The sequence below is a fragment of the Rhizobium oryziradicis genome (assembly GCF_001939045.1).
GTDB classification, from domain to species: Bacteria; Pseudomonadota; Alphaproteobacteria; order Rhizobiales; family Rhizobiaceae; genus Allorhizobium; species Allorhizobium oryziradicis.
Window position 1 is genome coordinate 113,173 of record NZ_MKIM01000028.1, and the last position, 25,547, is coordinate 138,719.

28 protein-coding genes are annotated in these 25,547 nt (G+C 55.7%); 15 read left to right on the forward strand and 13 right to left on the reverse strand.

The annotated features are described in order from the left end of the window. Window positions 1–65: 65 nt before the first annotated feature. A complete protein-coding gene (gene ndk / locus BJF95_RS15980) occupies window positions 66–488 on the forward strand; it encodes a nucleoside-diphosphate kinase (RefSeq protein WP_041696404.1) in 423 nt (140 codons plus the stop codon). A gap of 93 nt (window positions 489–581) precedes the next feature. On the opposite strand, the gene BJF95_RS15985 is transcribed toward ndk, so the two are convergent. Together BJF95_RS15985 and BJF95_RS15990 are read right to left on the reverse strand one after the other, a co-directional pair. Further along, window positions 582–1,106 carry a hypothetical protein gene (locus BJF95_RS15985; RefSeq protein WP_075640472.1) on the reverse strand — a complete coding sequence of 175 codons (525 nt, stop codon included), beginning with the start codon at window positions 1,104–1,106 and terminating at the stop codon, window positions 582–584. Continuing rightward, the gene (locus BJF95_RS15990; protein ID WP_075641080.1) at window positions 1,103–1,651 is read right to left on the reverse strand and encodes a CGNR zinc finger domain-containing protein; all 549 of its coding nucleotides are present in this window, start codon (window positions 1,649–1,651) and stop codon (window positions 1,103–1,105) included. The genes BJF95_RS15985 and BJF95_RS15990 overlap by 4 nt, the downstream gene beginning before the upstream one ends. 59 nt (window positions 1,652–1,710) lie before the next feature. Here BJF95_RS15990 and BJF95_RS15995 point away from each other — a divergent pair, with 59 nt between their 5' ends. Beyond that, entirely contained in the window at window positions 1,711–2,610 is a 900-nt protein-coding gene (locus BJF95_RS15995; protein ID WP_075640473.1) for a branched-chain amino acid ABC transporter permease, read from the forward strand. On the opposite strand, the gene BJF95_RS16000 is transcribed toward BJF95_RS15995, so the two are convergent. From BJF95_RS16000 to BJF95_RS16020, 6 genes are read right to left on the reverse strand one after another with little or no spacing between them, the layout of a single operon-like run. Next, window positions 2,600–3,064, reverse strand: a complete 465-nt coding sequence (locus tag BJF95_RS16000; protein WP_075640474.1) for a molybdenum cofactor biosynthesis protein MoaE — start codon at window positions 3,062–3,064, stop codon at window positions 2,600–2,602. The two genes, BJF95_RS15995 and BJF95_RS16000, sit on opposite strands and share 11 nt — an antisense overlap. Window positions 3,065–3,066: 2 nt before the next feature. Then, window positions 3,067–3,321: a molybdopterin converting factor subunit 1 gene (gene moaD, locus BJF95_RS16005; protein ID WP_075640475.1), complete on the reverse strand. Its 255-nt coding sequence runs from the start codon at window positions 3,319–3,321 to the stop codon at window positions 3,067–3,069. 2 nt (window positions 3,322–3,323) lie between these two features. Next, on the reverse strand, window positions 3,324–3,914 hold the full coding sequence (pgsA, locus tag BJF95_RS16010) for a CDP-diacylglycerol--glycerol-3-phosphate 3-phosphatidyltransferase (protein WP_075640476.1): 591 nt from the start codon (window positions 3,912–3,914) through the stop codon (window positions 3,324–3,326). Window positions 3,915–3,926: 12 nt separating this feature from the next. Beyond that, window positions 3,927–4,097, reverse strand: coding sequence for a hypothetical protein (locus tag BJF95_RS24120; RefSeq protein ID WP_175577274.1), 171 nt, complete (start codon window positions 4,095–4,097; stop codon window positions 3,927–3,929). Next, window positions 4,097–6,124 carry an excinuclease ABC subunit UvrC gene (uvrC, locus tag BJF95_RS16015; RefSeq protein ID WP_075640477.1) on the reverse strand — a complete coding sequence of 676 codons (2,028 nt, stop codon included), beginning with the start codon at window positions 6,122–6,124 and terminating at the stop codon, window positions 4,097–4,099. The genes BJF95_RS24120 and uvrC overlap by 1 nt, the downstream gene beginning before the upstream one ends. Further along, complete coding sequence (locus BJF95_RS16020) at window positions 6,121–6,882, reverse strand: SDR family oxidoreductase (RefSeq protein WP_075640478.1); 762 nt, start codon at window positions 6,880–6,882, stop codon at window positions 6,121–6,123. Before BJF95_RS16020 ends, uvrC begins: the two co-directional genes overlap by 4 nt. 365 nt (window positions 6,883–7,247) lie before the next feature. On the opposite strand from BJF95_RS16020, the gene BJF95_RS16025 reads away from it, so the two are divergent. After that, window positions 7,248–7,886: an outer membrane protein gene (locus tag BJF95_RS16025; RefSeq protein ID WP_075640479.1), complete on the forward strand. Its 639-nt coding sequence runs from the start codon at window positions 7,248–7,250 to the stop codon at window positions 7,884–7,886. Window positions 7,887–8,077: 191 nt separating this feature from the next. Here BJF95_RS16025 and BJF95_RS16030 read toward each other — a convergent pair whose 3' ends face one another. Continuing rightward, window positions 8,078–8,674: a glutathione S-transferase gene (locus BJF95_RS16030; RefSeq protein WP_075640480.1), complete on the reverse strand. Its 597-nt coding sequence runs from the start codon at window positions 8,672–8,674 to the stop codon at window positions 8,078–8,080. A 29-nt stretch (window positions 8,675–8,703) separates the two neighbouring features. Then, window positions 8,704–9,555: a 23S rRNA (adenine(2030)-N(6))-methyltransferase RlmJ gene (locus BJF95_RS16035; RefSeq protein ID WP_075640481.1), complete on the reverse strand. Its 852-nt coding sequence runs from the start codon at window positions 9,553–9,555 to the stop codon at window positions 8,704–8,706. A gap of 24 nt (window positions 9,556–9,579) precedes the next feature. Here BJF95_RS16035 and BJF95_RS16040 point away from each other — a divergent pair, with 24 nt between their 5' ends. From BJF95_RS16040 to BJF95_RS16070, 7 genes are all read left to right on the forward strand, one after another. Beyond that, window positions 9,580–11,742, forward strand: coding sequence for a molybdopterin-containing oxidoreductase family protein (locus BJF95_RS16040; RefSeq protein WP_075640482.1), 2,163 nt, complete (start codon window positions 9,580–9,582; stop codon window positions 11,740–11,742). Beyond that, on the forward strand, window positions 11,739–12,329 hold the full coding sequence (locus tag BJF95_RS16045; RefSeq protein ID WP_075640483.1) for an NUDIX domain-containing protein: 591 nt from the start codon (window positions 11,739–11,741) through the stop codon (window positions 12,327–12,329). The genes BJF95_RS16040 and BJF95_RS16045 overlap by 4 nt, the downstream gene beginning before the upstream one ends. 135 nt (window positions 12,330–12,464) lie before the next feature. Next, window positions 12,465–13,751, forward strand: a complete 1,287-nt coding sequence (gene blh, locus BJF95_RS16050) for a bifunctional sulfur transferase/dioxygenase Blh (protein ID WP_075640484.1) — start codon at window positions 12,465–12,467, stop codon at window positions 13,749–13,751. Continuing rightward, window positions 13,745–14,086: a sulfite-sensing transcriptional repressor BigR gene (gene bigR, locus BJF95_RS16055; RefSeq protein WP_075640485.1), complete on the forward strand. Its 342-nt coding sequence runs from the start codon at window positions 13,745–13,747 to the stop codon at window positions 14,084–14,086. The genes blh and bigR overlap by 7 nt, the downstream gene beginning before the upstream one ends. Then, window positions 14,083–14,490, forward strand: a complete 408-nt coding sequence (locus BJF95_RS16060) for a YeeE/YedE family protein (RefSeq protein WP_075640486.1) — start codon at window positions 14,083–14,085, stop codon at window positions 14,488–14,490. The genes bigR and BJF95_RS16060 overlap by 4 nt, the downstream gene beginning before the upstream one ends. Beyond that, window positions 14,487–14,918 (forward strand): YeeE/YedE family protein, encoded by a 432-nt coding sequence (locus tag BJF95_RS16065; RefSeq protein ID WP_075640487.1) that lies wholly within the window; start codon window positions 14,487–14,489, stop codon window positions 14,916–14,918. Before BJF95_RS16060 ends, BJF95_RS16065 begins: the two co-directional genes overlap by 4 nt. Further along, window positions 14,918–15,697: a sulfite exporter TauE/SafE family protein gene (locus BJF95_RS16070; protein ID WP_075640488.1), complete on the forward strand. Its 780-nt coding sequence runs from the start codon at window positions 14,918–14,920 to the stop codon at window positions 15,695–15,697. Before BJF95_RS16065 ends, BJF95_RS16070 begins: the two co-directional genes overlap by 1 nt. On the opposite strand, the gene purN is transcribed toward BJF95_RS16070, so the two are convergent. Together purN and purM are read right to left on the reverse strand one after the other, a co-directional pair. Then, window positions 15,687–16,343, reverse strand: coding sequence for a phosphoribosylglycinamide formyltransferase (gene purN, locus BJF95_RS16075; RefSeq protein WP_075640489.1), 657 nt, complete (start codon window positions 16,341–16,343; stop codon window positions 15,687–15,689). The two genes, BJF95_RS16070 and purN, sit on opposite strands and share 11 nt — an antisense overlap. After that, window positions 16,340–17,413, reverse strand: a complete 1,074-nt coding sequence (gene purM, locus BJF95_RS16080; RefSeq protein ID WP_075640490.1) for a phosphoribosylformylglycinamidine cyclo-ligase — start codon at window positions 17,411–17,413, stop codon at window positions 16,340–16,342. Before purM ends, purN begins: the two co-directional genes overlap by 4 nt. 271 nt (window positions 17,414–17,684) lie before the next feature. Between purM and BJF95_RS16085 the strand changes: the two genes are divergently transcribed. The 4 genes from BJF95_RS16085 (at window position 17,685) to ppx (ending at window position 23,411) form a co-directional block, all read left to right on the forward strand. Further along, complete coding sequence (locus BJF95_RS16085) at window positions 17,685–18,848, forward strand: AI-2E family transporter (protein WP_075641081.1); 1,164 nt, start codon at window positions 17,685–17,687, stop codon at window positions 18,846–18,848. Beyond that, entirely contained in the window at window positions 18,849–19,556 is a 708-nt protein-coding gene (gene hdaA / locus BJF95_RS16090; RefSeq protein WP_075640491.1) for a DnaA regulatory inactivator HdaA, read from the forward strand. A gap of 127 nt (window positions 19,557–19,683) precedes the next feature. Then, entirely contained in the window at window positions 19,684–21,876 is a 2,193-nt protein-coding gene (locus BJF95_RS16095; RefSeq protein ID WP_075640492.1) for an RNA degradosome polyphosphate kinase, read from the forward strand. Window positions 21,877–21,887: 11 nt separating this feature from the next. Further along, entirely contained in the window at window positions 21,888–23,411 is a 1,524-nt protein-coding gene (gene ppx / locus BJF95_RS16100; RefSeq protein ID WP_075640493.1) for an exopolyphosphatase, read from the forward strand. Here the strand turns inward: ppx and mntR are convergent, their stop codons facing one another. After that, a complete protein-coding gene (gene mntR, locus BJF95_RS16105; protein WP_075640494.1) occupies window positions 23,412–23,885 on the reverse strand; it encodes a manganese-binding transcriptional regulator MntR in 474 nt (157 codons plus the stop codon). It abuts the gene before it with no gap. 213 nt (window positions 23,886–24,098) lie between these two features. Between mntR and BJF95_RS16110 the strand changes: the two genes are divergently transcribed. Further along, window positions 24,099–25,472 (forward strand): Nramp family divalent metal transporter, encoded by a 1,374-nt coding sequence (locus BJF95_RS16110; RefSeq protein ID WP_075640495.1) that lies wholly within the window; start codon window positions 24,099–24,101, stop codon window positions 25,470–25,472. Window positions 25,473–25,547 lie beyond the last annotated feature (75 nt).

The window sequence follows — 25,547 nt, forward strand, 5'->3', positions numbered from 1 at the left end:
TCGGGACAGGTAGAAACCGCCCACTTCCCACATTAAGATGGGCCCATTCAATAAAGGACAAGACCATGGCGATTGAACGCACATTTTCGATGATCAAGCCAGATGCCACCAAGCGTAACCTGACGGGCGCAATCACCAAGGTTTTTGAAGACAACGGCCTGCGCGTTGTTGCTTCCAAGCGCGTTTGGATGAGCACACGTGAAGCTGAAGGCTTCTACGCTGTTCACAAAGAGCGTCCTTTCTTCGGCGAACTGGTTGAAGGCATGACATCTGGCCCAACCGTTGTTCAGGTTCTGGAAGGCGAAGGCGCTATCCTCAAGAACCGCGAAATCATGGGTGCAACCAACCCAGCCCAGGCTGCTGAAGGCACAATCCGCAAGCAGTTCGCTCTCTCCATCGGTGAGAATTCCGTTCACGGCTCTGACGCCCCGGAAACGGCTGCTGAAGAAATCGCTTACTGGTTCGCAGCCACTGAAATCGTTGGCTGAATCAGATTTTAAGGTTTCGGCCTTAAAGGATTCATATTGATCAAGAAAACCGGGGCTGAAAGGCACCGGTTTTTGTTTATGCAATACATGAACTCAGGTTTTGCTAACGGGGGCCGGGCAATCGCTCTCTGGCGAAAAATCTCTTGTGCCGTCGGCTTTGAACACCTCTGGATTGGGTGTGTAAATCGGCCCAACCACCAATCCCTTTGCGGGCAGGATGGTTTGATCAAGGCTGGATGTCAGCGTGGTGTCGATGGTCTGGATCAGCTTATCCTTGCCATCGACAATGCGGATGGAAATTGCATAAGGCTTATCTTTGACAATGCAATGCACGGGAGGGCTTTCCAGCGCGATCTTATCCCAGAAGGGAAAGATTTTGGTGCGGGTCTCAATGGGGGCACCACCCCTGGGGTTTTCGTAGCGCACCTCGGCATAGCTCTCATCCGGCAGGGGTGCGTTTCGCGCCAGGCTCAGCACATAGGTGGCGCTGGCAATGCGATAGTTAAAGATAAACACCTTGCCTTGCACTTTCAGTGGCTCATCTTTTTCACTGCGCTCGCAGGCTGAAATGGCTGCCAGCAGGGCGAGAAGGCCGATATAAAAGCCCGATCTCTTCATGGATCATTCCCCTCTTTTTTATGATGATAATGGCGGCTGGCTTTAACCCGATTGCCGCACACCGCCATGTCGCACCAGACCCGGCTGCGGTTCTTGCTTTTGTCCAAAAACAACCAGCCGCAATTGCCGCAGATTTTCAGGCGCTCGCTGCCGGACGCCAGCAATCGTAAGGCTGAATTGGCTGTGGCTGCTTCCGTGGCCTGATCTGAGGGCGCGGCCCGAAGCATTGCCGCTGCCGCCTCCAACAACTCTGCAAGACTGAGGCGATGCTCTACCCCACCGACAAGGGCGCGAAAATGCCGATCAATGGCTTCGCGCAAGCGAATAAAGCCGCCGACATTTTCGGGCTTGACTGGCTCAAGCGGGCCAAACAGGTCGCGCTCCGCCGAAAATGCCATGGCAGCGTGGGGAAAGGCAGCCAGATTGTCGGGCTCGGAAAACCGATCAAGGCTGCGGGTTGGGTCAAAGCGCAAAATGACGCTGTTGGCAACATCCAGCGCCAGCGCGCCACCGGCAAAGCGATGTGGGGTCCATGTGAAGCTCATGGCAGAATTATAACTGGTAAAACTCATTTTACCAGTTATAATTTTTAAAGGAGATAACCATGGCCTATCTGTTGCAGCAGGTGTTGAATGCGGTGCCTCTGGCAGCCCTTTATGCGGCGCTGGCCTTTGGTTATGCGCTGGTGTTTGGCATGACGCGGCGGGTGGATATCACCTATGGGGCGCTGTTTGCTTTTGCCGGGCAGATGTTTGTGCTGTTCGCAGATCGAGGCTGGAGCCATTATTATCTGGTACTGCCCGCCGCCTTGGGCATGGGGGCGGTTGCTGCCCTGACCTATACGCTGGGCAGCAGTTGGCTGATTGGCCGCCATATCTTGCGCCCACTCTCTCACAGCGCGCCCAATGCCGTGCTTGTTGCCTCCCTTGCCGTGCTCATTCTATTGTCTGAGACAGCCCGGCTGGCGTCTGGCGCACGGGAGATCTGGCTGTCGCCCTTTCTCAATCAGCGCCTTGTGGTGATGACAGCTGCGGATGGCTTTACTGTCAGCCTCACTGCCATTCAGCTGATCAATAGCGCGGTGATGGCCTGCCTTGTTGGGGCAGGGGCCTTTATCATGCATGCTTCAAAAGTCGGGCGCATCTGGCGTGCTGTGGCGGAAGATGATCAAGCCGCCCGCTTTTGCGGTATCGATGCTGATCTGGTGTTTCTCTGCGCTTGCTTGGTCGCAGCTGTGGTGGCCGCCATCTGCGGCATTCTGGCCAGCTCTTACTATGGTACGATGGATTTTGGCGCAGGCCTGGTGTTTGGCGTCAAGGTGGCGCTGATTGCCTCTGTCGGCGGGCAATCCAACCCGCTACGCTCTGCCCTTGGGGCGGCGGGCGTGGCATTGGTTGAAACGCTGTGGAGCGGCTATGGCCCGGTGCTGTGGAAGGATTTTGCCATCACCGGCGGTCTTGTGCTGCTGCTGGTGTTCAGCCGCAAGGAGAGCCTTATTCCTTGATCCAGCGGGTGCGCGCCGCATCATCGGCATCGCGTGCAGCAACCCATTGGCCTTTGGTGCCATCCAGCCCGTGTTCCTTCTTCCAGAAGGGGGCTGCGGTTTTGAGAAAATCCATCACGAAATTCGCGCCATCAAAAGCCGCTTGCCGATGGCTTGACGCGGCAATCACCAGCACGATCTGCTCGCCAGCGGCAATCTTGCCAAACCGATGAATGACGGTGAGGGCCAGCAGATTGAAGCGTTCGATGGCCATGGTGCCAATGCGCATCAGTTCAGTCTCGGCCATGCCAGGGTAATGTTCCAGCTCCAGCGCATCGAGCCTGCCTTGTTCATCGCGGCAAAGGCCAATGAAAGAGGTCAGCGCACCAATATCCTTGCGGCCAGAGGTGATCAAAGCACTCTCGGCCGCGCCATCAAAATCCTCGCGCTGAACCCGGATTGTCGGCGCAACCATGCTTAGCCGCCTGTCATGGGGGGGAACAGGCCAATTTCGCGGGCACCCGCAATCAGCTCATCATGCTCGGCATGTTCCATATTGATGGCGATGCGGATGGCATTGGGAAATTCCAGGGCCGCGGCATAGTCCTCGCCGAGGGTGGTGAGGTGGGCAATCAGGTCTGCTCCGGTTTTGACCGTGGCAGGCAAATCCAGCTCTTCCTCATCCTTGCCGATTTTTTCACGCACCCAGGCAAAATAAATCAGTTTCACCATGCTCAATCATCCGAAATGTGCTTGAGGCCAGCGCGGAAATAATCATAGCCGGTATACATGGTCAAAATAGCGGCAATCCACAGCAGGGCGATGCCGATCTGGGTGGTGTGCGGCAGGATTTTGTCGCCGGCAGAGCCCGCCAGCAAAAAGCCAAGTGCCAGCATCTGCACGGTGGTTTTCCATTTGGCAATGCGGGTCACAGGCACGCTGACTTTCAGCGCGGCCAGATATTCGCGCAGGCCCGACACCAGAATTTCACGGCAGAGGATAATGATCGCCGCCCAGAGTGACCAGCCTGCAATGGTTTTTTCGGTATCTGCGGCCATCAGCAACAGGCAGGTCGCCACCAGCAGCTTATCGGCAATCGGGTCCAGCATGCGCCCAATGTTGGAGGTCTGATTCCAGATGCGCGCCAGATAACCATCGAGAAAATCGGTAATGGAGGCGAGGGTGAAAATCGCAAGCGCGGTCCAGCGAGCAAAGTCGGTGCTCTGCAATGTGCCTTCCAGAAAGAAGCAAAACACAATCAGCGGAATGGCCAGAATGCGGCCATAGGTCAACAGGTTGGGTATGCTGTAAGTACGCGAAGCCATGATGCCCTGTCTTTATGTCGGTGCCTGATATTGGCAGCAGATAAGATCATTTGTCACATTGTTTAGCATGTCATTGTCACAAACGTGTGCGACCACTTTGCGATCAAAACATGCCTTAAGCGGATAGGCTACAATCTCGTCGCGGAAAAGGCCATTTGTGGAGAGAAAAACAATATCGGCCATTATTCCGCTCCGCTCTCGTTAAAATGATTGTAGATCAGCTTGGCGGTTGCCTCTGAAATGCCCTCAACGGTCATCAATTCGCTCATGGCCGCCTTGGAAACCGCCTTGGCCGTGCCGAAATGCTGCAACAGCGCCCGCTTGCGGGTTGGGCCAATGCCGCTGATTTCGTCGAGCGGGTTTTTCAAAAACGATTTGCTGCGTTTGGCCCGATGCGTTCCAATGGCAAAACGGTGGGCTTCATCGCGAAGACGCTGGACAAAATAGAGCACCGGATCACGCGGGGGCAGGGCAAAATCGGCCTTGCCTTGCACAAAGAAGCGCTCGCGGCCCGCGTCGCGGTCGACGCCCTTGGCCACGCCAATGGCAATGACGCTATCGGCAATATCCAGCTCATCAAGAATGGCGCGCACCGCCGTCATCTGGCCCTGTCCACCGTCGATGAGCAAAACATCGGGCCAGGCTGGAAAATTGGCCTCCTCCAGATCATCGGGCGGCACGCTTCGGTCGGGCTTGCCCTCTTCTTTCAGCAGCTTGGTAAAGCGCCGGGTCATCACCTCGCGCATCATGCCAAAGTCATCACCGGGGGTAATGTCCGGTGATTTGATGTTGAACTTGCGATATTGCCCTTTGATAAAGCCATCCGCACCCGCCACCACCATGCAACCGACCGCATTGGTGCCCATGATGTGGGAGTTGTCGTAAATCTCGATGCGACGCGGCACATAGGGCAGGGAGAAGGTCTCGGCCATGCCCTTCAGCAATTTCATCTGCGATGAGGTTTCTGCCAGTTTGCGGCCATGGGCTTCGCGGGCATTGTCATGCACGTGATTGACCAGATCCTTCTTGTCGCCACGCTGCGGCACAAGAATGGAGACCTTATATCCGGCCTTTTCAGACAGGGCCTGCGCCAACAAATCCATCTCGTCAATGCTCTCCGAGAGCAGGATTTGCCGAGGGCTTGGTTTGTTATCGTAAAACTGTGCCAGAAAGGCCGTGAACACTTCCGCTTCGCTCATTTGCGGATCGGCCTTGGGGAAATAGGCGCGGTTGCCCCAGTTTTGACCTGTGCGGAAAAAGAACACCTGAATGCAGGTCAGCCCGCCCTCGTGGTGGATGGCGAAAATATCGGCTTCTTCCACGCCTGCCGTGTTCAGCCCTTGATGGCTTTGCACATAGGAAAGGCCCGTGAGGCGATCCCGCAGCACGGCGGCGCGCTCAAAATCCAGCTCTTCAGCGGCTTCGTTCATGGCGCGCGCCATGGATTCTTTCACGTTCTGGCTCTTGCCGGAGAGAAAATCCTTGGCCTCTTTCACCAGCCCGGCATAGCCTTGCTCACTGATTTCATGGGTGCAAGGCCCCGAACAGCGCTTGATTTGATAGAGAAGACAAGGCCGGGTGCGGCTTTCAAACACGCTATCGGTGCAGGTGCGCAGCAAAAAGGCGCGTTGCAGCGAATTGATGGTGCGGTTGACGGCCGTGCCTGAGGCAAACGGGCCGAAATAATCGCCCTTGCCCACCCGCGCACCGCGATGCTTGTAAAGGGCGGGTGCCAGGCCATCATTGGTAATCAGGATATAGGGAAAGCTCTTGTCGTCGCGCAGCAGCACATTGTAGCGCGGGCGCATGCGCTTGATCAGGTTGGCTTCCAGCAGCAGGGCTTCCACCTCGGTGCGGGTGTTGACAAACTCCATATGGGCGGTCTCGCGGACCATGCGAAACAGCCGGTTGGAATGCAGCCGCCCTTGCGCATAGGCGCTCACGCGCTTTTTCAGGCTTCTCGCCTTGCCCACGTAAAGCACATCGCCATCCGCATTCATCATGCGGTAAACGCCGGGGGTGTTGGGCAGTTTTTTGACAAATTCGCCAATCAACTCCGCACCGGTCAGCCCGCTGCCATGCAGCTCGGTTTCGTTCCACTCGATCAAAGGTGCAGACGCGGTGGCATCGCTTTCCAAAGCGCTGTCATCGTCATCCATATCCGGTCCGTCATAGAGAACGCCGCCTTCCGGCTGCTTTCCTCCGCTCATTCCGCAATCTCCGTGCCATCGGCTCCAGGCCAAATCAGGTGCTGGCCGCCATCAAGCGCAAACATTTGGCCGGTGATGGACGGGGTGTCAAAAAGAAAGCGAATTGTTTGGCCGAATTCTGTGATCTGCGGTCCGCGTTTCAGGGGCAGGGAGGCAATTTGCGCCTGAAAATCACGTATATCCTGCCGCTCGCTCTTCAGGGTCGGTCCGGGGCCAATGGCATTGACCCTGATTCGCGGCGCGAATGCTTGCGCCATGGTTTGCGTGGCGGTCCACAGGGTGGATTTGGACAGCGTGTAGGAAAAGAAGGTTGGTTTGAGGGCGAGAACCCTCTGGTCGATGATGTTGACGATCAGGCCTGTCTCTGGCGCTTGATGGTAAAAGGCAGCACTTAAAATGGCCGGGGCACGCACATGAATGTCAAAATGCGCAGCAAAGCGCTCTTCGTCAAAGCTTGTTGCTTCGTCATCGAGAAAGATCGATGCATTGTTGACCAGAAGGTCAAGCGGGCCGAGTTCGTTTGCGGCGCGCGCCACCAGTTCTTTCGTCTCATCGCTGTTGCGCAGGTCCGCTTGCAGGGCAACAGCCTTGCCGCCCGCGGCCCGAATTGTAGCGGCCAGCGCTTCTGCCTCGCTCAAAGATGAATTGGCATGAATGGCAACGGCAAAACCATGAGCGGCCAGATCCTCGGCTATTGCACGGCCCAGGCGTTTGGCCGATCCGGTAATCAGGGCTGCTTTTGCATGGTAGGCGGGCATGTATTGCTCCAATTGTTGTTCGTCTTGCTTCATATATGGCAAGAGTGCCGCTATAAAAGGCCGCGACACTTTAAATTTCCACTGGATCAACATTGTATGACTTGAGTGGATTTTAAGTAATATTCAAATATAAATCGGCGCTTCGGTATTTACCATTTAGTAAGGTTAATGAATTACCTATTGTAATTTGGCAACATCTAAAATTTGCCTCGTATTTGCCTCAAATATTTCACAATTCGGCTCTTCCATTTCCGCAATTGAGAGGCAATTTAAGCTTCGAGACGGGCAGGGACATCCGTGCAAGTTATTTGAACTGTCTGAGACGACGTGTTCGCCAACGGTTCAATATCAATAGGAGAATTTTTATGCGTAACCTCACTATGATTTTGCTGGCTTCTGCTGCAGGCTTTTCAATGATTTCCGCAGCGCAGGCCGCAGATGCCGTCATGCAAATTCCAGAAGCGCCAGCCGCCATGGATCCTGTGACACCTGTGAGCAACTGGTCGGGTGCCTATGTCGGCGGTACCGGCGATTACAACATGGGCCGTTTCCAAGGCAACAACTTCAACGCCCGTGCATTTGGTGGCGGTCTTTATGGCGGCTACAACATGCAGAACGACAAGATCGTTTATGGTCCGGAAGCCGACATCAACTACAGCGGTTATGACGGCAATGCCGGTAATAACCTGAAGGGCCGCCAGGGCATCAATGGATCGATTCGCGGCCGCGTTGGCTATGACCTGAACCCTGTTATGGTCTACGGCACAGCCGGTGTTGCTGCTGCAAATACCAAGATGTCTGGCGCAAACGGATCTGACAGCAAGGCTGCCTACGGCTTGACAGTCGGTGCTGGCGTTGAAGCCATGGTGACCAACAACATCACCACCCGTATTGAATATCGCTACACCGATTATCAGAACAAGAACTACAACGTCGGCAACACCACTGTTCGCCGCGGCTTTGACGACCAGAGCGTCAAGGTGGGTCTGGGTATGAAGTTCTAATCTTACAGTCCATCCCAGAATCGCCGTTGGTCGGCTGCAAATGGCAATTTCTGCGCTTCCGGTGCTCACGTACGTTAAGTACGCTCCGGTTCTCAAAATCACCATTTTCGCCAAACCAACGGCAATTCTTGAACGAACTGTAGCGTCAATGAAAAAAGCCCGGTTTTGCCGGGCTTTTTTTATGGTCAGGATTATGCTTGTGGCCGCAACACGCCATAGTGTTTGAATTTCTCTGAAAACACGGCAGGCCATGCCGCAAGCTGCACATTGCCGTTTTCCCATTCGCCAGGAAAGCGCAACATCAGATAGCCCAGCAATCCTGCCAGCGCAAAATGGGCACCATTCAGCTTCTTGCCGGTTTTGGGCATATTGGCCTCCAGATGGGCCAAACCGCGCGTCACCTTTTCCCACTGGCGATCAATGATCGGCTGGTGCACTTTTTCCGGCGGATGATTGCGTTTTTCATAGACAATGGTCAGCAGGCAATCGGTAATGCCATCGCACAGAGCTTCCAGCACCTCCACCTCGGTGCGCTTCTCATCCTTGTTTGGATAGAGACCGCCGTCTGAGATGCGGTTGAGATATTGCATGATGGCTCGGCTGTCATAAATCGCCTGGCCCTCATCGGTGATCAATGTCGGGATTTTGCCCAGCGGATTGTTGTCCACCAGCTCTTTCGGGTTGGCGCTGGTATCCACCTTGATTTCCTCAAGCTTGATACCGAGATGGTTGGCCGCCATGCGAACCTTGGCGGAATAGGGGGAGGCGGGAGCGTAAAGCAGTTTCATGGGCAATGTCCTGACGGGTGATGAAAGGTTCAATCTTCGCCGCGCAGCCAAAAGCAGCGTTGCGAGGCGTAACGGTCTTCTGCCAATATCCGCTTTAGCTCTGGCAGCAGCGCATGCAACTCATCTTTCAGTGTAAAGGGTGGATTGACGATGATCAGCCCGGTGCCGGATAGGCCCGTTGTGTCGCGATCACTTTTCACATGCAGCTCGGCGCAGAGTATTTTCGGGATGCCGGTTTCCTTCAACGCCTCATGAAAAGCGGCAATTGGCGCACCCTTTTTGATCGGATACCACAGACAATAGACGCCGGTGGAAAAACGGCGATAGGCGCGGCTCAGGCCATCCACCAGCCGCTCATATTCCCCCTCCAGCTCAAACGGCGGGTCCACCAGCACAATGCCACGCTTTTCCTTGGGCGGCATGTGGGCACCTAAAGAAAGCCAGCCGTCCAGTTCGGTGATGCGCGCCTGATAATCGCCCTCAAACAGCCGTGCCAACGTGTGGTAATCATCCGGGTGCAGTTCCATGGCCGAAAGCCGGTCTTGCGGGCGAAACAGGTCGCGAGCAAGCTTGGGCGAGCCGGGATAGCGGGTGATCGGTCCATCCGGGTTGAGGGCGCGGACCACATCAAGATAGGGTTTGAGAATTTCCACCACTTTGGCCGGCAGGTCCGCATCCAGCAGCTTGCCAATGCCATTCAGCCATTCGCCGGTTTTTTGCGCCTCAGTCGAGGAAAGATCATAAAGGCCAATGCCCGCGTGGGTATCGAGCACGCGAAAGGCTTTGTCTTTTTGTTGCAGATAGACAATCAGCCGCGCCAGAGCTGCGTGCTTCAACACGTCCGCGAAATTGCCTGCGTGATAGATGTGGCGGTAATTCATTGATGATTCCGATGATTTCTTTTGATGGGCCTTTTGGAGGTTTCATCCTTGGCCTATAACAGCAGCATGAACATAGCGAGCCCCATCCAAAAACGTAGTCTTGGTCATACGGCCTGTCCGCATGACTGTCCATCCACATGCGCCCTTGAGGTTGATTTGACCGAAGATGGTCGGATTGGTCGCGTGCGCGGCGCAAAAGACAATAGCTATACGGCTGGCGTTATCTGCGCCAAGGTTGCCCGCTATAGCGAGCGGCTTTACCACCCGGATCGCCTGTTGACGCCCAAGCGGCGTGCAGGCGCAAAAGGGGCTGGGCAGTGGCAGGAGATTGCTTGGGACGATGCTCTGGATGAGATCGCCAACGCTTTCATCAAGGCCGAGCAGGTCTATGGTAGCGAGGCTGTCTGGCCCTATTTTTATGCGGGCACCATGGGGCAGGTGCAGCGCGATTCGATTGAGCGTCTGCGCCACGCCAAGAAATATTCCGGCTTCTTTGGCTCCATCTGCACCAATCTGGCCTGGACCGGCTATGTCCTGGGCACCGGCACCTTGCGCGGCCCGGACCCGCGCGAAATGGCGCTGTCGGATTGCGTTGTGATCTGGGGCACCAATGCGGTGGCAACGCAGGTCAATGTGATGACTCATGCGGTGGCGGCCAAAAAGAATCGCGGCGCAAAAATCGTGGTCATTGACATCTACGATAACCCGACAATGAAGCAGGCCGATATGGCGCTGATTTTGCGCCCCGGCACCGATGCCGCCTTGGCCTGCGCCACCATGCATATTGCCTTCCGCGATGGCACAGCTGATCGCGCCTATATGGCAAAATTTGCCGATGATCCGGCAGGGCTGGAAGCGCATCTGAAGGACAAGACGCCGGAATGGGCGGCCAAGATCACTGGCCTGTCGGTGGACGAGATCGAGGCCTTTGCCAAGCTGGTGGGCGAGACCAAGAAGAGCTATTTCCGTCTCGGCTATGGCTTTACCCGCAGCCGCAATGGGGCGGTCTCCATGCATGCGGCTCTGTCACTGGCAACCGTGCTGGGGTCCTGGCAATATGAGGGCGGCGGCGCTTTTCACTCCAACAGCGATATTTTCAAGTTCAACAAAAGCGAATTGATGGGCACGGCCTATGTTGATTCCGATATTCGCATGCTGGATCAATCGCAAATCGGCCGGGTGTTGACGGGCGATGCGGAAGCACTGCGCCATGGTGGCCCCGTGATGGCCATGCTCATTCAAAACACCAACCCTGTGAATGTGGCCCCTGAGCAGCGGCTGGTGAAGCAGGGCTTTTTGCGTGATGATTTGTTTGTGGCGGTGCATGAGCATTTCATGACGGAAACGGCGGAGCTTGCAGATATTGTGCTGCCCGCCACCATGTTCGTCGAGCATGATGATATTTATCGTGGTGGTGGCCAGAGCCATATTTTGCTGGGGCCAAAGCTGGTGGAGCCGCCGTCAACCGTACGCACCAACCTGTTTGTTATTGAGGAACTGGCCAAGCGCCTTGGCGTTGCCGATCATGCAGGCTTTGGCCTGAGCGAGCGCGAGCATATTGATCGGATGATGGCCGCCAGCGGCAAACCGGATTTTGCTTTTTTTGAAACGGAAAAATGGCTGGATTGCCAGCCGCCCTTTGAAGAAGCTCATTATCTCAACGGCTTTGCCCATCCCGATGGCAAATTCCGTTTCAAGCCCGATTGGGAGGGCACACCTGCGCCGAACAAGCCACCGGCAGTGCTTGGCTCTTTTGGTCCGGTGGCGCAATTGCCGGTGTTTCCAGATCAGGTCGATCTGATTGAAGTGGCTGACGCGGAGCATCCCTTCCGGCTGGCAACATCACCAGCGCGCAACTTTCTCAATTCCACTTTTGCCGAAACCAAGACCTCGCGCGACAAGGAAGGTCGTCCTGAGGTGATGATCAATCCGGCGGATGCAGAGCGCCTGATGATTGCCCAGGGCGATGTGGTGCAGATCGGCAATGGGCGTGGGGCTTTGCGCATTCATGCGCGGGTGACCGATGCGGTCAAGCCGGGCGTGCTGGTGGCAGAAGGGTTGTGGCCCAACAAGGCCCATCTCGATGGGGAGGGCATTAACGTGCTGACCGGTGCCGATGCGCCAGCCCCCCATGGCGGTGCCGCCTTCCATGATAACAAGGTTTGGCTAAGGGTTGCGACGGCATGAGCAAGTTTGACAAAACGATTGTAAAGCTGATCGCGGATGAGCCGCTGTGGAAAGGCTGGAGCCATCTGCACGGGCTGGAATATGATTATACCGATAGCAGCGGCAAGCGGTCCACATTCAAACGCGAGGTGCTGGAGCGTAAGCCTGCGGTTGCCGTGTTGCTGGTAGACCGGCAAAAGAAAACCACAGTGCTGGTGCGCCAGTTCCGTGCACCGGCCCATCTCATGGGGGATGCGCCGTTTTTGCTCGAAGCGCCTGCGGGCCTGATTGACAGCGGCGAGGCAGAAGACACAGCCTGCCGCGAAGTGCTGGAAGAAACCGGCTACACCATCACAGCGCCACGCTTTTTGTTTGCCGCCTATATGTCGCCAGGCGCTGTGAGCGAAAAAATCCACTTCTTCTATGCCGAAATCAGCGATGCGCAAAAGCTGGCTGATGGTGGCGGGTTGGAAGATGAGCACGAAGATCTGGAAGTGCTGGAACTGCCGCTTGCTGATGCCCTGGCAATGATTGAAACCGGCGAAATCATCGATGCCAAGACCATCATGCTGCTGCAATGGGCTGCGCTGAACGGCATGGCTGACTGATTTCTCACGCCGGGTGAGTCAAAACCTCTGAATTTGCTTTGTGTTGCGACATTGCGCCGCAGGTGATGTGCATGGTTGAAAACATAAACAATATACGATATATAAAAATGTATATTGTTTACGAGGAATGCGATCATGTCCAACGGCATCACCGAAAGTTTGACGATCTCCAGTCAGCCAAGTGTGGATGAAATTTCAAAGCTGCTATCATTGGGCTTCAAGGCGTTGATCAACCTGCGGCCGGACTTTGAAGAGGGGGCACCCGGCAATCATGCTGAGCGCGATGCGGCAACCGCTGCCGGGTTGGCCTACCATTTCATTCCTGTGACCATGAGCAGCATCACCGAGGCCGATGTGGAGGCGTTTCGGGCTGCCACGTCCGGTCCTGAGCCTGTCTTTGCCCATTGCCGCTCCGGCACGCGTGCCTTGATCTTGCATGTTCTGGCTCAGGTGCTTGATGGCAACATGCGGGCTGATGAGGTTTTGGCGTTTGGCGAGCAGCATGGTGCCGATCTGTCTGCCGCTGTTGCTTGGTTGCAAAAGCGCGCCGCCCAAAGACCGCAGGTGAAGGGCTTTTTCGATTCTCGCACATGGAGCGTGCAATATGTCGTGTCTGATCCCGACACCGGCAAATGCGCGATTATCGATGCGGTGCTGGATTATGATGAAAAATCCGGCCAAACCTCAACCGAAAATGCGGATCGTATCCTCGCCTATGTCGCAGAAAAGGGCCTGACGGTTGAGTGGATTCTCGACACCCATCCCCATGCCGATCATTTCTCCGCCGCTCATTATCTGCACGGCAAAACCGGCGCGCCAACCGCCATTGGTGATCATGTGGTGGATGTGCAGACCCTTTGGAAAGGGTTGTACAATTGGCCTGAGCTTCAAGCTGACGGTTCGCAATGGAACCGCCTGTTCAAACAGGGTGATACCTTCAAGCTGGGTTCTATTGATGCCAAGGTGATGTTCTCGCCCGGCCACACGTTGGCATCCATCACTTACGTGATTGGTGATGCCGCCTTTGTGCATGACACAATCTTCATGCCCGACAGCGGTTCGGCCAGAGCGGATTTTCCCGGCGGCAGCGCTCGTGTTTTGTGGCATTCGATAGAAGCATTGATGGCCTTGCCCGATGACACCCGCATTTTCACCGGCCATGATTATCAGCCCGGTGGCCGCGCCCCGCGCTGGGAAAGCACGGTTGCTGAACAAAAATCGACCAATGCCCATATTGCTGGCATGACAGAACATAGCTTTGTTTCGTTACGTGAAGCGCGCGATCGCACGTTGCCAATGCCAAAGCTCATTCTTCATGCGCTTCAGGTCAATATTCGGGGAGGGCGCTTGCCGGAGCCGGAAGATAATGGTCGCCGCTATCTCAAAATTCCGTTGAATGCACTGGAGGGGGCGGCATGGTAGAGGCCTTTGAACAGATGAAATCCAGCATGACGCCCAAGGCCATGGAGGCTCGCGCTATCGAGGTGGCCGGTCACCTCAAGGTCTTGGCCCATCCCATGCGGCTTATGCTGGTGTGTACGTTGGTGGAGCGGGAATATTCGGTCGGAGAGCTGGAAGAGAAGCTGGATATTCATCAGCCCAATCTATCACAGCAGCTCACCGTGCTGCGGGACGCTGGCATTGTGCAAACCCGGCGCGAGGGCAAGCAGATTTTCTACGCCCTGACCGAGGCCAAAACCCAACAGTTGATCGCCGCCCTTTTCACCATCTTTTGTGCGCAGGATATGCCATCATGATGCACTATCTTCCATCACTCGTCGGCGGCATGCTGATCGGCTTGTCCTGCATCCTGTTTTTAATACTCACGGGTCGCATCGCCGGTATCAGCGGCATTGTCGGCCAGTTGGCGGCGGGGCGCAGCCCCCGGATCAACGCTGCCTTTGCCCTTGGCTTGATGCTGGGAACACTGTTGTTTCTGGGTGTCTTCGGCCATTGGCCGGTTGTTACCATCACCGCCACATGGCCCGTCGCAGTTCTTGCCGGGCTTCTGGTGGGATTTGGTTCCCGCATGGGGTCGGGCTGCACCAGTGGTCACGGCGTCATGGGTCTTGCGCGGCTGTCGCCCCGCTCATGTGTCGCGGTTATCACCTTTCTCACCACCGGCGTCATTACCGTGACCGTGTTAAGAGGCAGCCTATGAAAACGATGATGTCACAGATCTTATCTGCGCTTGGCTGTGGGGCAATCTTCGGCTTTGGCCTGTCACTGTCAGGCATGCTGGACCCCGCCCGTGTGCAGGGCTTTCTGGATGTGTTTGGCGCTTGGGATCCGAGCTTGATGTTCGTGCTTGGCGGCGCTGTCGTGGTTGCCTTTGCCGGTATGGTTTGGGTGCGGAAAATGACAAAGCCGGTTCTGGCGGATACGTTCAATATGCCCACCAAAACCCGGATTGATATGCCTTTGGTGCTTGGCTCTGCCATTTTCGGCATCGGCTGGGGGCTTGGTGGCTTTTGTCCCGGCCCAGCCATTGCCGCAATGCCCATGGGCTATGGCGTGGTGGCGGTTTTCATTGTGGCGATGGTGGTTGGCATGCTGGCGCATGACCGGCTTAAAGCGGGAAAAGTCTGATGAGCACGCTGATCTCGGCCATCGGCTCTGGCAGTCTGGTGGGCTTTACGCTGGGCTTGCTTGGCGGCGGCGGCTCTATTTTGGCCACGCCCCTGCTGCTCTACGTGGTTGGCGTGGCACAGCCGCATATTGCCATTGGCACCGGCGCATTGGCGGTGTCAGTCAACGCTATCATCAACTTTGTCAATCACGCCTATAAGGGCAATGTGCGCTGGCGCTGCGGAATTGTGTTCGCAAGCCTTGGCGTTTTGGGCGCGTTGGCGGGGTCATCACTGGGCAAAGCCATGGATGGTTCCAAGCTGATCCTGCTGTTTGGCTTGCTGATGGTGGTTGTTGGAATTTTGATGCTGCGGCCGCGAAAAATTGCGGCCAGCGGCCCAAAGCCGGTCGATCTCGAAATGTGCATTAAAACCGCGGCGGTCGCCCTTATGGCCGGTGCCGCATCGGGCTTTTTCGGCATCGGTGGCGGTTTTTTGATTGTGCCGGGGCTGATTTTGGCAACCGGCATGCCGATGATCAATGCGGTTGGCACCTCACTTTTGGCGGTGGCGGCCTTTGGCGTAGCAACGGCCGTCAATTACGCGCTGTCCGGTCTGGTGGATTGGACTTTGGCCGGAGAGTTTATTGCCGGTGGCGTGCTGGGCGGCATTGTCGGCACATTAGCCTCAACCCGCTTGGCGGCACACAAAAATACGCTGAACCGCATTTTCGCGGTCATGATTTTCGTGGTTGCCGCCTACGTGATCTATCGCAGTTTCGGCACGATTGTTACGCGCTGATCAATGTGTCATGGGCATTGGTGGCAGAGCCGGTTTGCACAATGCGGCCGTCAGACCCCATGGCCACCTGTCCTTCTGCCACCAGCTTGAGTGTCAGCGGATAGGTACGGTGCTCGACTGTGAGCGTGCGGGCTGCAAGATCCTCGGCGGTATCATTGGGCAAAATCGGCACCACGGCCTGCGCAATCACCGGACCTTCATCCATACCTTCTGTGACAAAATGCACCGTGCATCCGGCAATCTTCATGCCCGCATCCAGCGCGCGCTGGTGGGTGTGAAGACCGGGAAACAGCGGCAAAAGAGATGGATGGATATTGAGAATACGGCCCTGATAGGGGCGAATGAAATCGCCGGACAGCAACCGCATATAGCCTGCAAGACAGACCAGATCAGGCTTCACGGCATCAAGTGCTGCCAATATGGCGGCCTCATGCTCGGCCTTGCTGCTATAATCCTTGCGGGCAAAGGCAGCCGTTGCAATCCCTAAGGCTTTTGCCTTTTCCAAACCAACCGCATCGGGCTTATCAGAAAACACCGCCACGATCTCGGCTGGAAAATCTGCCGCTTCACAGGCTTTGGCAAGGGCCACCATGTTGGAGCCAGTGCCTGAGATCAGAACGGCAATGCGTTTGCGATGCTGGCTCATAGACCAAGCGTTCCCTTGTAAACTGTGCCGGGGGCACCTTCGCTGCAGGAAATCATGCGGCCAAGACGGGCAACTTTTTCGCCTTCAGCTTCCAGAACGGTTGTGACCTTGTCGGCGTCTTCGGCGGAGACCACCACAATCATACCAACGCCGCAGTTAAACGTGCGCAGCATTTCGTTCTGGGCAACGCCGCCGGTCTTGGCCAGCCAGGAGAACACGGCAGGCACCGAGATGGAGGCGAGATCAATTTCAGCCGCCAAATGCTTGGGCAGCACGCGCGGAATATTTTCCGGAAAACCACCGCCGGTGATATGGGCCAGCGCCTTCAAGGCCTTGGTTTCGCGGATCGCCTTCAACAGCGGCTTCACATAAATGCGGGTCGGGGTCAAAAGGGCCGCACCCAGTGTCTTGCCATCTGCAAACGGTGCTGGTGCATCCCAGCCAAGGCCGGAAAGCTCAACAATCTTGCGCACCAGCGAAAAGCCGTTGGAGTGAACGCCAGACGAGGCAAGACCCAAAATCACATCACCCTCGGCAATATCGCCAGCGGGCAGCAATTGGCCGCGCTCTGCAGCCCCCACGGCAAAACCGGCCAGATCATAATCACCACCGGAATACATGCCGGGCATTTCAGCGGTTTCGCCGCCAATCAGCGCGCAGCCAGCCTCAAGGCAGCCAGCGGCAATGCCGCCGACAATGGCAGCGCCCTGATTGGGGTCCAGCTTGCCGGTGGCATAATAATCGAGAAACAGCAGCGGCTCTGCGCCCTGAACCACCAAATCGTTGACGCACATGGCCACAAGGTCAATGCCCACGGTGTCATGCAGGCCCGCATCAATAGCGATTTTCAGCTTGGTGCCAACACCATCATTGGCGGCCACCAGAATAGGATCGTTAAAGCCGGCGGCCTTCAAATCGAACAAGCCGCCAAAGCCGCCAATTTCGCCATCGGCACCGGGGCGGCGCGTAGAGCGAACGGCGGGCTTGATCTTTTCGACCAGCAGATTGCCAGCGTCAATATCAACACCTGCATCGCTATAGGTCAGACCATTTTTCCCAGACTGGCTCATCCGTCATTCTCCGCTGAACTGGGGCCTACGCAATTGGGGCCGTTGATTTAGGGCTTTTGGGGTTCATTTTGCCCGCCATGGCATGAGCGCGGTCGCGATGCAAGCGTTAGCGCAGGAAACCCCCGCTTTTTCGTCGTATTCCCGCGATAAATTGATTTGGCTGACATTTGCGAGGCCTTGCATCTTGACCCCTGGCAGATGTCCACCCTATCTCATTTTCATAATCAATCATTTGAAGTCAGCCTCAGAAGCAGGGATGAAGGATAACACGATGAATACACGTGTCAGTGGCTCTGTTTTGTGGCGTCAGGTGCTTTTTGGTCTGGGAACGCTGGCCGTTGTTGTCATTTTTCTGCTGACCTTCAGCTCCATCCTGCTTCCCTTTGTGGCGGGCATGGCGCTGGCCTATTTTCTCGATCCGGTGGCGGATCGGTTGGAGCGCCTGGGCCTGTCACGGTTGATGGCGACAAGCCTGATCCTGATTTCTTTTGTGGTGATTTTCGCAGTCGCTCTGGTGATCTTCATTCCCATCCTGGTCAATCAGCTCAATGATTTCATCAACAAGCTGCCCGATTATGTTACGCAGTTGCAGCAGGCCATTGCCAGATCCAACGCATCATGGATTCCCAATTGGCTGGAAAGTCAGATCAGCAGCCAGATGGCGACGATCAAGGATAATTTCTCCAAATATCTGGCTGAGGGAGCGGGCTTTATCGGCACGCTGTTGTCGCAGCTGTGGAATTCCGGCAAGGCGCTGTTGGACATTATCTCGCTGTTGGTGGTGACGCCGGTTGTTGCTTTTTATCTGTTGCTCGATTGGGACCGGATGATGGCGCGGCTGGATAGCCTTGTGCCGCGCAATCAGGTGGGGGCCGTGCGCGAAATTGCCAATGAAATGAACCGCACCATTGCAGGCTTTGTGCGAGGACAAGGCTCGCTTTGCCTGATCCTCGGAATTTATTACGCCGTTGGCCTCTCGCTGATCGGGCTTAATTTCGGCCTGCTGATCGGCTTTTTCACCGGTATGATCAGCTTTATCCCCTATGTTGGCTCAACAGTTGGGTTGATCCTGGCCATCGGAATGGCAATGGTGCAATTTTGGCCGGATTACATCTGGGTCATTATCACCGCAGTTATTTTCTTCACCGGGCAGTTCCTTGAAGGCAATGTGCTTCAGCCGAAACTGGTGGGGCAAAGTGTTGGCCTGCATCCGGTGTGGCTGATGTTTGCACTGTTTGCTTTTGGTGTGCTTTTTGGTTTTCTGGGGGTTCTTGTTGCAGTTCCCTGTGCAGCAGCGGTGGGCGTGCTTGTTCGTTTTGCTGTCCGGCGGTATCTTAACAGCGACCTGTACTACGGAGAACCGGCAAGCGTGATAGACGATCAAAGCCCACCGTCTATTCCAGAGGCTTCCGCTCCTGCAATTTCAGAGATGTAAATGACGGATAGTATCAAGGTGGCAGGGCGTCGCAAATCCGGCGAGCAGCTGCCACTCGTCTTCAACCATCATTCGGCCTCCAGCCGGGATGATCTTCTGGTGTCCGACCGTTTGGCGGCGGCGGTGGCCATTGTCGATGCATGGCCCCATTGGCCAGCCCCTGTGGTGATTTTAACCGGGCCACAAGGCTCTGGAAAATCGCATCTTGCCGAAATCTGGCGTCAGCAAAGTGGAGCAAAGGATATTGTGCCCACGCCGGGCAGCGATGCATCCATCGTGGCAGGTCTTGGCCCGGTGTTGTTTGAAGATGCCGACCGGGTGGGCTTTGATGAAGTGGAATTGTTTCACGTTATCAACAGCGTCAAACAAAATGGCCAAAGCCTGCTGATGACCTCGCGCACATGGCCGCTGTCTTGGAATGTGCAGCTGCCAGACCTACGCTCGCGCCTCAAGGCCGCAACCCTTGTGGAAATTGGCGAGCCGGATGAGATATTGCTGTCACAGGTTATCGTCAAACTGTTTGCAGATCGGCAATTAGCCATTGATGAGCGGATTGTGGATTATATTGTGCAGCGGATGGAGCGCTCATTGGCAACCGCGCAAGAGGTGGTGGAACAGCTGGACCAGCTGGCCCTTGCGCGTCGCGCCAGGATTTCGAAGGTGCTGGCGTCAGAAGTGCTGGATGCTCTGGCGAACGCGAGGGGATAGCGCTTTTTGCAAGACAGTGACGGCGATGGTGGGTCATGGGAGCAAAACCATTTTTCGTCGCTGTCATAGTCGCGTCGTCATATTGTTATAAATCGCCGGAAGGCGTTGAAAATAAAGGCGGGAAACGATGGAATCGGTGGTATTGGACGAGAATGTAACCTTGGCCGGGGAGGAAGTGGCCCGGGAAGATCTGATGGATAGTCCGCACCGTTTCATCAATCGCGAATTTTCGTGGCTGCAATTCAATCGCCGTGTTCTGGAAGAAACCCTCAATACGGCCCATCCACTGCTGGAGCGCGTTCGTTTTCTGTCGATTTCGGCGGCCAATCTGGATGAGTTTTTCATGGTGCGTGTGGCTGGCCTCGAAGGTCAGGTGCGCCAGGGCATCATGATCAAAAGCCCCGATGGCCGCACGCCTGCCGAGCAATTGGAAGATATTCTCAAAGAGATCGACAATTTACAGATGGAGCAGCAGGCATCCTTGGCCGTGTTGCAACAATATCTGGCCAAGGAAGACATTCTGATTGTGCGGGCTGCCGCTCTCTCGGATGAAGATCGCAAATGGCTTGAGAGCGAATTTGAACAGGCGATTTTCCCGGTTCTGACGCCGCTCTCCATCGATCCGGCTCACCCGTTCCCCTTCATTCCCAATCTCGGCTTTTCCATGGGGCTGCAATTGCAGAGCCTGCGTGGCAAGGAGCCGATGACAGCGCTTTTGCGTCTGCCGCCAGCGCTCGATCGCTTTGTGCGCTTGCCCGATGATAACACCACCATTCGCTATATTACCCTTGAGGATGTGGTGGGCATGTTCATCCACCGGCTCTATCCCGGCTATGATGTGAAAGGCTACGGCACCTTCCGCATTATTCGCGATAGCGATCTGGAAGTGGAAGAAGAGGCCGAAGATCTGGTGCGTTTCTTTGAAACAGCCTTGAAACGCCGCCGTCGTGGCTCGGTGATCCGTATCGAAACCGATTCCGAAATGCCGATTGCGCTCCGCCAGTTTGTGGTGGAACAGCTGGGCGTGCCGGATAACCGTGTTGCGGTTTTGCCGGGTCTTTTGGCGCTCAACACCATGTCGGAAATCACCAAGGCCCCGCGGGATGATCTGCGGTTTGATCCCTATAATGCGCGATTTCCCGAGCGCGTCCGCGACCACGCAGGCGATTGCCTCGCCGCCATCCGCGAAAAGGACATGGTGGTTCACCATCCCTATGAGAGCTTCGACGTGGTGGTGCAGTTTCTTATTCAGGCGGCCCGCGACCCGGACGTTCTGGCCATTAAACAAACGCTCTATCGTACGTCGAACAATAGCCCGATTGTTCGGGCGCTGATTGATGCGGCTGATGCCGGTAAATCGGTAACGGCGCTGGTGGAGTTGAAGGCACGCTTTGATGAAGAGGCCAACATTCGTTGGGCACGCGATCTCGAACGCGCTGGCGTACAGGTGGTGTTTGGCTTTATCGAGCTGAAGACCCATGCGAAAATGTCGATGGTGGTGCGCCGGGAAGATGGCAAATTGCGCACCTATTGCCACCTCGGCACAGGCAATTATCACCCGATCACCGCCAAGATTTACACTGACCTGTCGTTCTTTACCTGCAATCCGAAAATTGCCCATGACATGGCCAATGTGTTCAACTTCATCACCGGCTATGGTGAGCCGGAAGAAAACATGAAGCTGGCAGTATCGCCCTACACCATGCGGTCTCGCATTCTCAAGCACATCGAGGAAGAAACCGCCAATGCCAAGGCGGGCAAGCCAGCGGGCATCTGGATGAAGATGAATTCGCTGGTGGACCCCGAAATCATTGATGCGCTGTATCGCGCCAGCGCTGCTGGCGTGGAGGTGGATCTGGTTATTCGCGGTATTTGCTGCCTGCGTCCGCAGGTGCCGGGCCTTTCCGACAATATCCGGGTGAAGTCCATCATTGGCCGCTTCTTGGAACACAGCCGCATTTTCTGCTTTGGCCATGGTCATCGTCTGCCATCAGAACATGCGCTGGTCTATATTGGTTCTGCCGATATGATGCCGCGCAATCTGGACCGTCGCGTTGAAACGCTGGTGCCTTTGGTTAACCCCACTGTGCACGAGCAGGTTCTATCCCAGATTATGCTGGGCAATCTGATTGACAACCAGCAGAGCTACGAGATATTGCCCGATGGAACGTCACGGCGTATTGATGTGCGCGAAGGGGAAGAGCCCTTCAACGCACAGCACTATTTCATGACCAATCCAAGCCTGTCCGGGCGTGGTGAGTCGTTGAAATCAAGTGCGCCAAAATTGATTGCTGGGGTTGTTTCCGGCCGCAAAAGCTAAACTGGATCTGCATGACTCAATCAGAAGCGCAGGGGCGGCTGCCCGGCATAGCCCCTGTTTCCGTCGTTGATATCGGTTCAAATTCAATCCGCCTGGTGATCTACGAAGGTCTTTCGCGCGCGCCTGCCATTCTCTTTAACGAGAAGGTCTTGTGCGGGCTTGGCAAAGGCCTGGCCATGAGCGGTCGCATGGACAATGATGGCGTGGAGCGTGCGCTTGCCGCTCTTCGGCGCTTTCATGCGCTGTCAATTCAGGCACGCGCGGTGTCCATGCATGTGCTGGCAACCGCTGCCGCCCGTGAGGCGGTTAATGGTCCGGCCTTCATTGCTGAGGCCGAGCGCATTCTCGATCACAAGATCGAGGTGTTGTCGGGCGAGCAAGAGGCGCTCTATTCGGCGCTTGGCATTGTCAGCGGCTTTCATGATCCCGATGGCATCGCGGGCGACCTTGGCGGTGGCTCGCTGGAGCTTGTGGATATCAAGGGCAAAGAAATCGGTCGCGGCATGACATTGCCGCTGGGCGGATTGCGCCTTTCTGAACTTTCCGAAGGGTCTTTGGAAAAGGCCCGCATCTTTACCCGCAAGCAGATTAAATCAGCAGCACTTTTGAAAAAAGGGCAGGGACGCATTTTTTATGCCGTTGGCGGTACGTGGCGCAACATTGCCAAACTGCACATGGAAATCCGTGATTATCCCTTGCATATGATGCAGGGCTATGAGGTGGATACCATGGAGATGATGCAGTTTCTGGACGACATCATCTCCGGCAATTGTGCGAAATTGCCAGCCTGGCAGCGCGTATCCAAAAACCGCCGCGCTCTCATTCCGTTTGGCGCGGTGGCGCTGCGTGAAGTGCTGGAGGTCATGCGTCCCAGCCGTGTTTGCTTCTCTGCACAAGGCGTGCGTGAAGGCTATCTCTATTCCATGCTGTCCGAGGACGATCAAAAGCTTGATCCGTTGGTGGAAGCGGCTGATGAGCTTGCCATTTTGCGTGCACGCTCTCCCGAACATGCCCGCGAGCTTGCCCGCTGGACCGGCAGGATGATGCCGTTTTTTGATGTGGTCGAGACAGGAGAAGAAGCGCGCTACCGTCAGGCAGCCTGTTTGCTGGCAGACATCAGCTGGCGTGCCCATCCCGATTATCGTGGTCCGCAGGCGCTGAACCTGATTGCTCATTCGTCTTTTGTCGGCATTACCCATCCGGGTCGCGCCTTCATTGCGCTCAGCAATTATTATCGCTTTGAAGGCCTGCATGACGATGGTCAAACCGGCCCCTTGGTGGCCATTGCCACCCAGCGGCTGTTGGACAGGGCAAAACTGCTGGGCGGTTTGCTCCGCGTCGTCTATCTGTTTTCGGCATCCATGCCGGGGGTTGTCGACGCTCTCGGCTTTGAGCGCTCAAGCCGCACCGATCTTGATCTGGAATTTGTGGTGCCAAAGCAGTTTCACGATTTTATCGGCGAGCGGCTGGATGGCCGTTTGCAGCAATTGGCAAAACTGACCGGCAAGCGACTGGCCTTCCGGTTCGAAGAATAGTTACTTTTTTTGCGGATTAAGCTTTCCGGCGGCAAGAGCACGCCGGAAAGCGTCGAGCGTTTCCACGCTAACGTAATGCTCAATGCCTTCAGCATCAATGCGGGCCGTTTTTTCGCACACACCCAGCATTTTTAAAAAATCCTCAACGGTCTCATGGCGCTCGCGGCTCTCCGCGGCAAGCTTGTGGCCTGCTTCGGTGAGAAAAACGCCGCGATAAGGTTTGCGCGAGATCAGGCCGCTTTCTGTGAGCCGCGCCAGCATTTTGGCAACAGTGGGTTGGGCCACACCGAGTCGCTGGGCAATATCCACCTGTCGTGCCTCTTGCCCCTCGGCAATCAGGTCGGAAATCAGCTCCACATAGTCTTCCACCAGCGCCGTTCTGCGCGCTTCACGCACTTGTTTAAACCCCTCGGAATGGTCATCGGCATCGGGCAGGGGGGCTGTGCGGCGCTGGTGCTGTGGTGTGCGAGTCAAACGGCTTTTTCCTTGTTTTTTCGCAGTTTACCAAGCCTTGCCAGCGATGAACAGACACATAACACGCTATCCAAGACCCCATATTGGCGCGCAGTTGCGATATCGCACTGCCATATAAAGCCGAGGCAATAGAATATAGCCTATTGCATATTGTGAAAAACCGGAGCAGATTGTTGCGAATTAATCGCAATAAAAAATCTGAGCGTGGGTAGAATGTCAAAGATTGAGCCGAAGCTTGTCCCCGCCGCGGGGCAAAATGTCGATTGGAAATTTTCAAAAGGCGAGGCGGATATCCCCAGCCTCTCAGAAGTGCATGCCTCTGTTTTTGTGCCCAAAGCAGGCTCATGGTTTCGCAAGTTGATGGCCTTTGCAGGCCCCGGGTATATGATTTCCGTGGGCTATATGGACCCCGGCAATTGGGCAACGGATATCGCAGGCGGCTCGCAATTTGGCTATACGCTGCTTTCCGTCATCATGATTTCCAATTTGATGGCCATTCTGTTGCAAGCGCTATCAGCTCGGCTCGGCATTGCCACCGGACGGGATCTGGCGCAAGCCTGCCGCGATCATTATTCGCCACCTGTGCGCATTGCTCTCTGGCTGGCCTGCGAATTGGCCATTATTGCCTGTGATCTCGCCGAGGTGATCGGCACCGCCATTGCGCTTCAGCTGTTGTTCGGCATCCCTTTGATTGGTGGCGCGCTGATTACCGTGCTGGATACCGTGCTTTTGCTTTTGTTGATGAACAAGGGTTTCCGGTTTCTCGAAGCCTTCGTCATCTCCATGCTCTCGATTATTTCGCTCTGCTTTCTGGCCGAGATTGCCGTGGCTCAGCCGCCCATTGCTGCCGTGCTGGGTGGGTTTATCCCCACAACCGAGGTGGTGACCAACCCTGCCATGCTTTATGTCGCCATTGGCATTATCGGGGCGACGGTCATGCCACATAATCTTTATCTGCACTCGTCCATCGTGCAGACCCGCGCCTATGAGCGCAATGAAACTGGCAAGCGTGATGCCATCAAATGGGCAACGGTCGATAGCACGATTGCGCTGATGCTGGCATTGTTCGTCAATGCGGCCATTCTCGTTCTGGCAGCCTCGGTGTTTCACGCCTCAGGCCGCACCGATGTGGCCGAGATTGAGCAGGCCCATGAATTGCTGACCCCGCTTTTGGGCTTTGGCCTTGCCTCCACCCTGTTTGCGGTGGCGCTGCTGGCGTCGGGCATCAATTCAACAGTCACCGCCACATTGGCAGGCCAGATCGTGATGGAAGGCTTTTTGCGTCTTCGGATTCCCAATTGGGCGCGGCGACTGATCACCCGCTGCATCGCCATTGTGCCGGTCGTTGTTGTGACGTGGATTTACGGCAACAAGGGCACGGCAGAACTTCTGGTGCTCAGCCAGGTGGTGCTCTCCATGCAGCTGCCTTTTGCGGTGATCCCTTTGGTACAATTCGTCAGCGACAAACGCAAAATGGGCACCTTTGTGATTGCGCCCTGGGTCAAGATTCTGGCCTGGCTGGTGGCCGCAATTATTCTGGTGCTGAACTTCAAGCTGCTCTGGGATACTTTCCAAGGCATTGGCTGAGAGGGAAAGCGTGACGATCCCGACGCTGCCCAGACGCCGCCATTCTTGTCGGTAGCGCTTTTCGCACCGACAAGA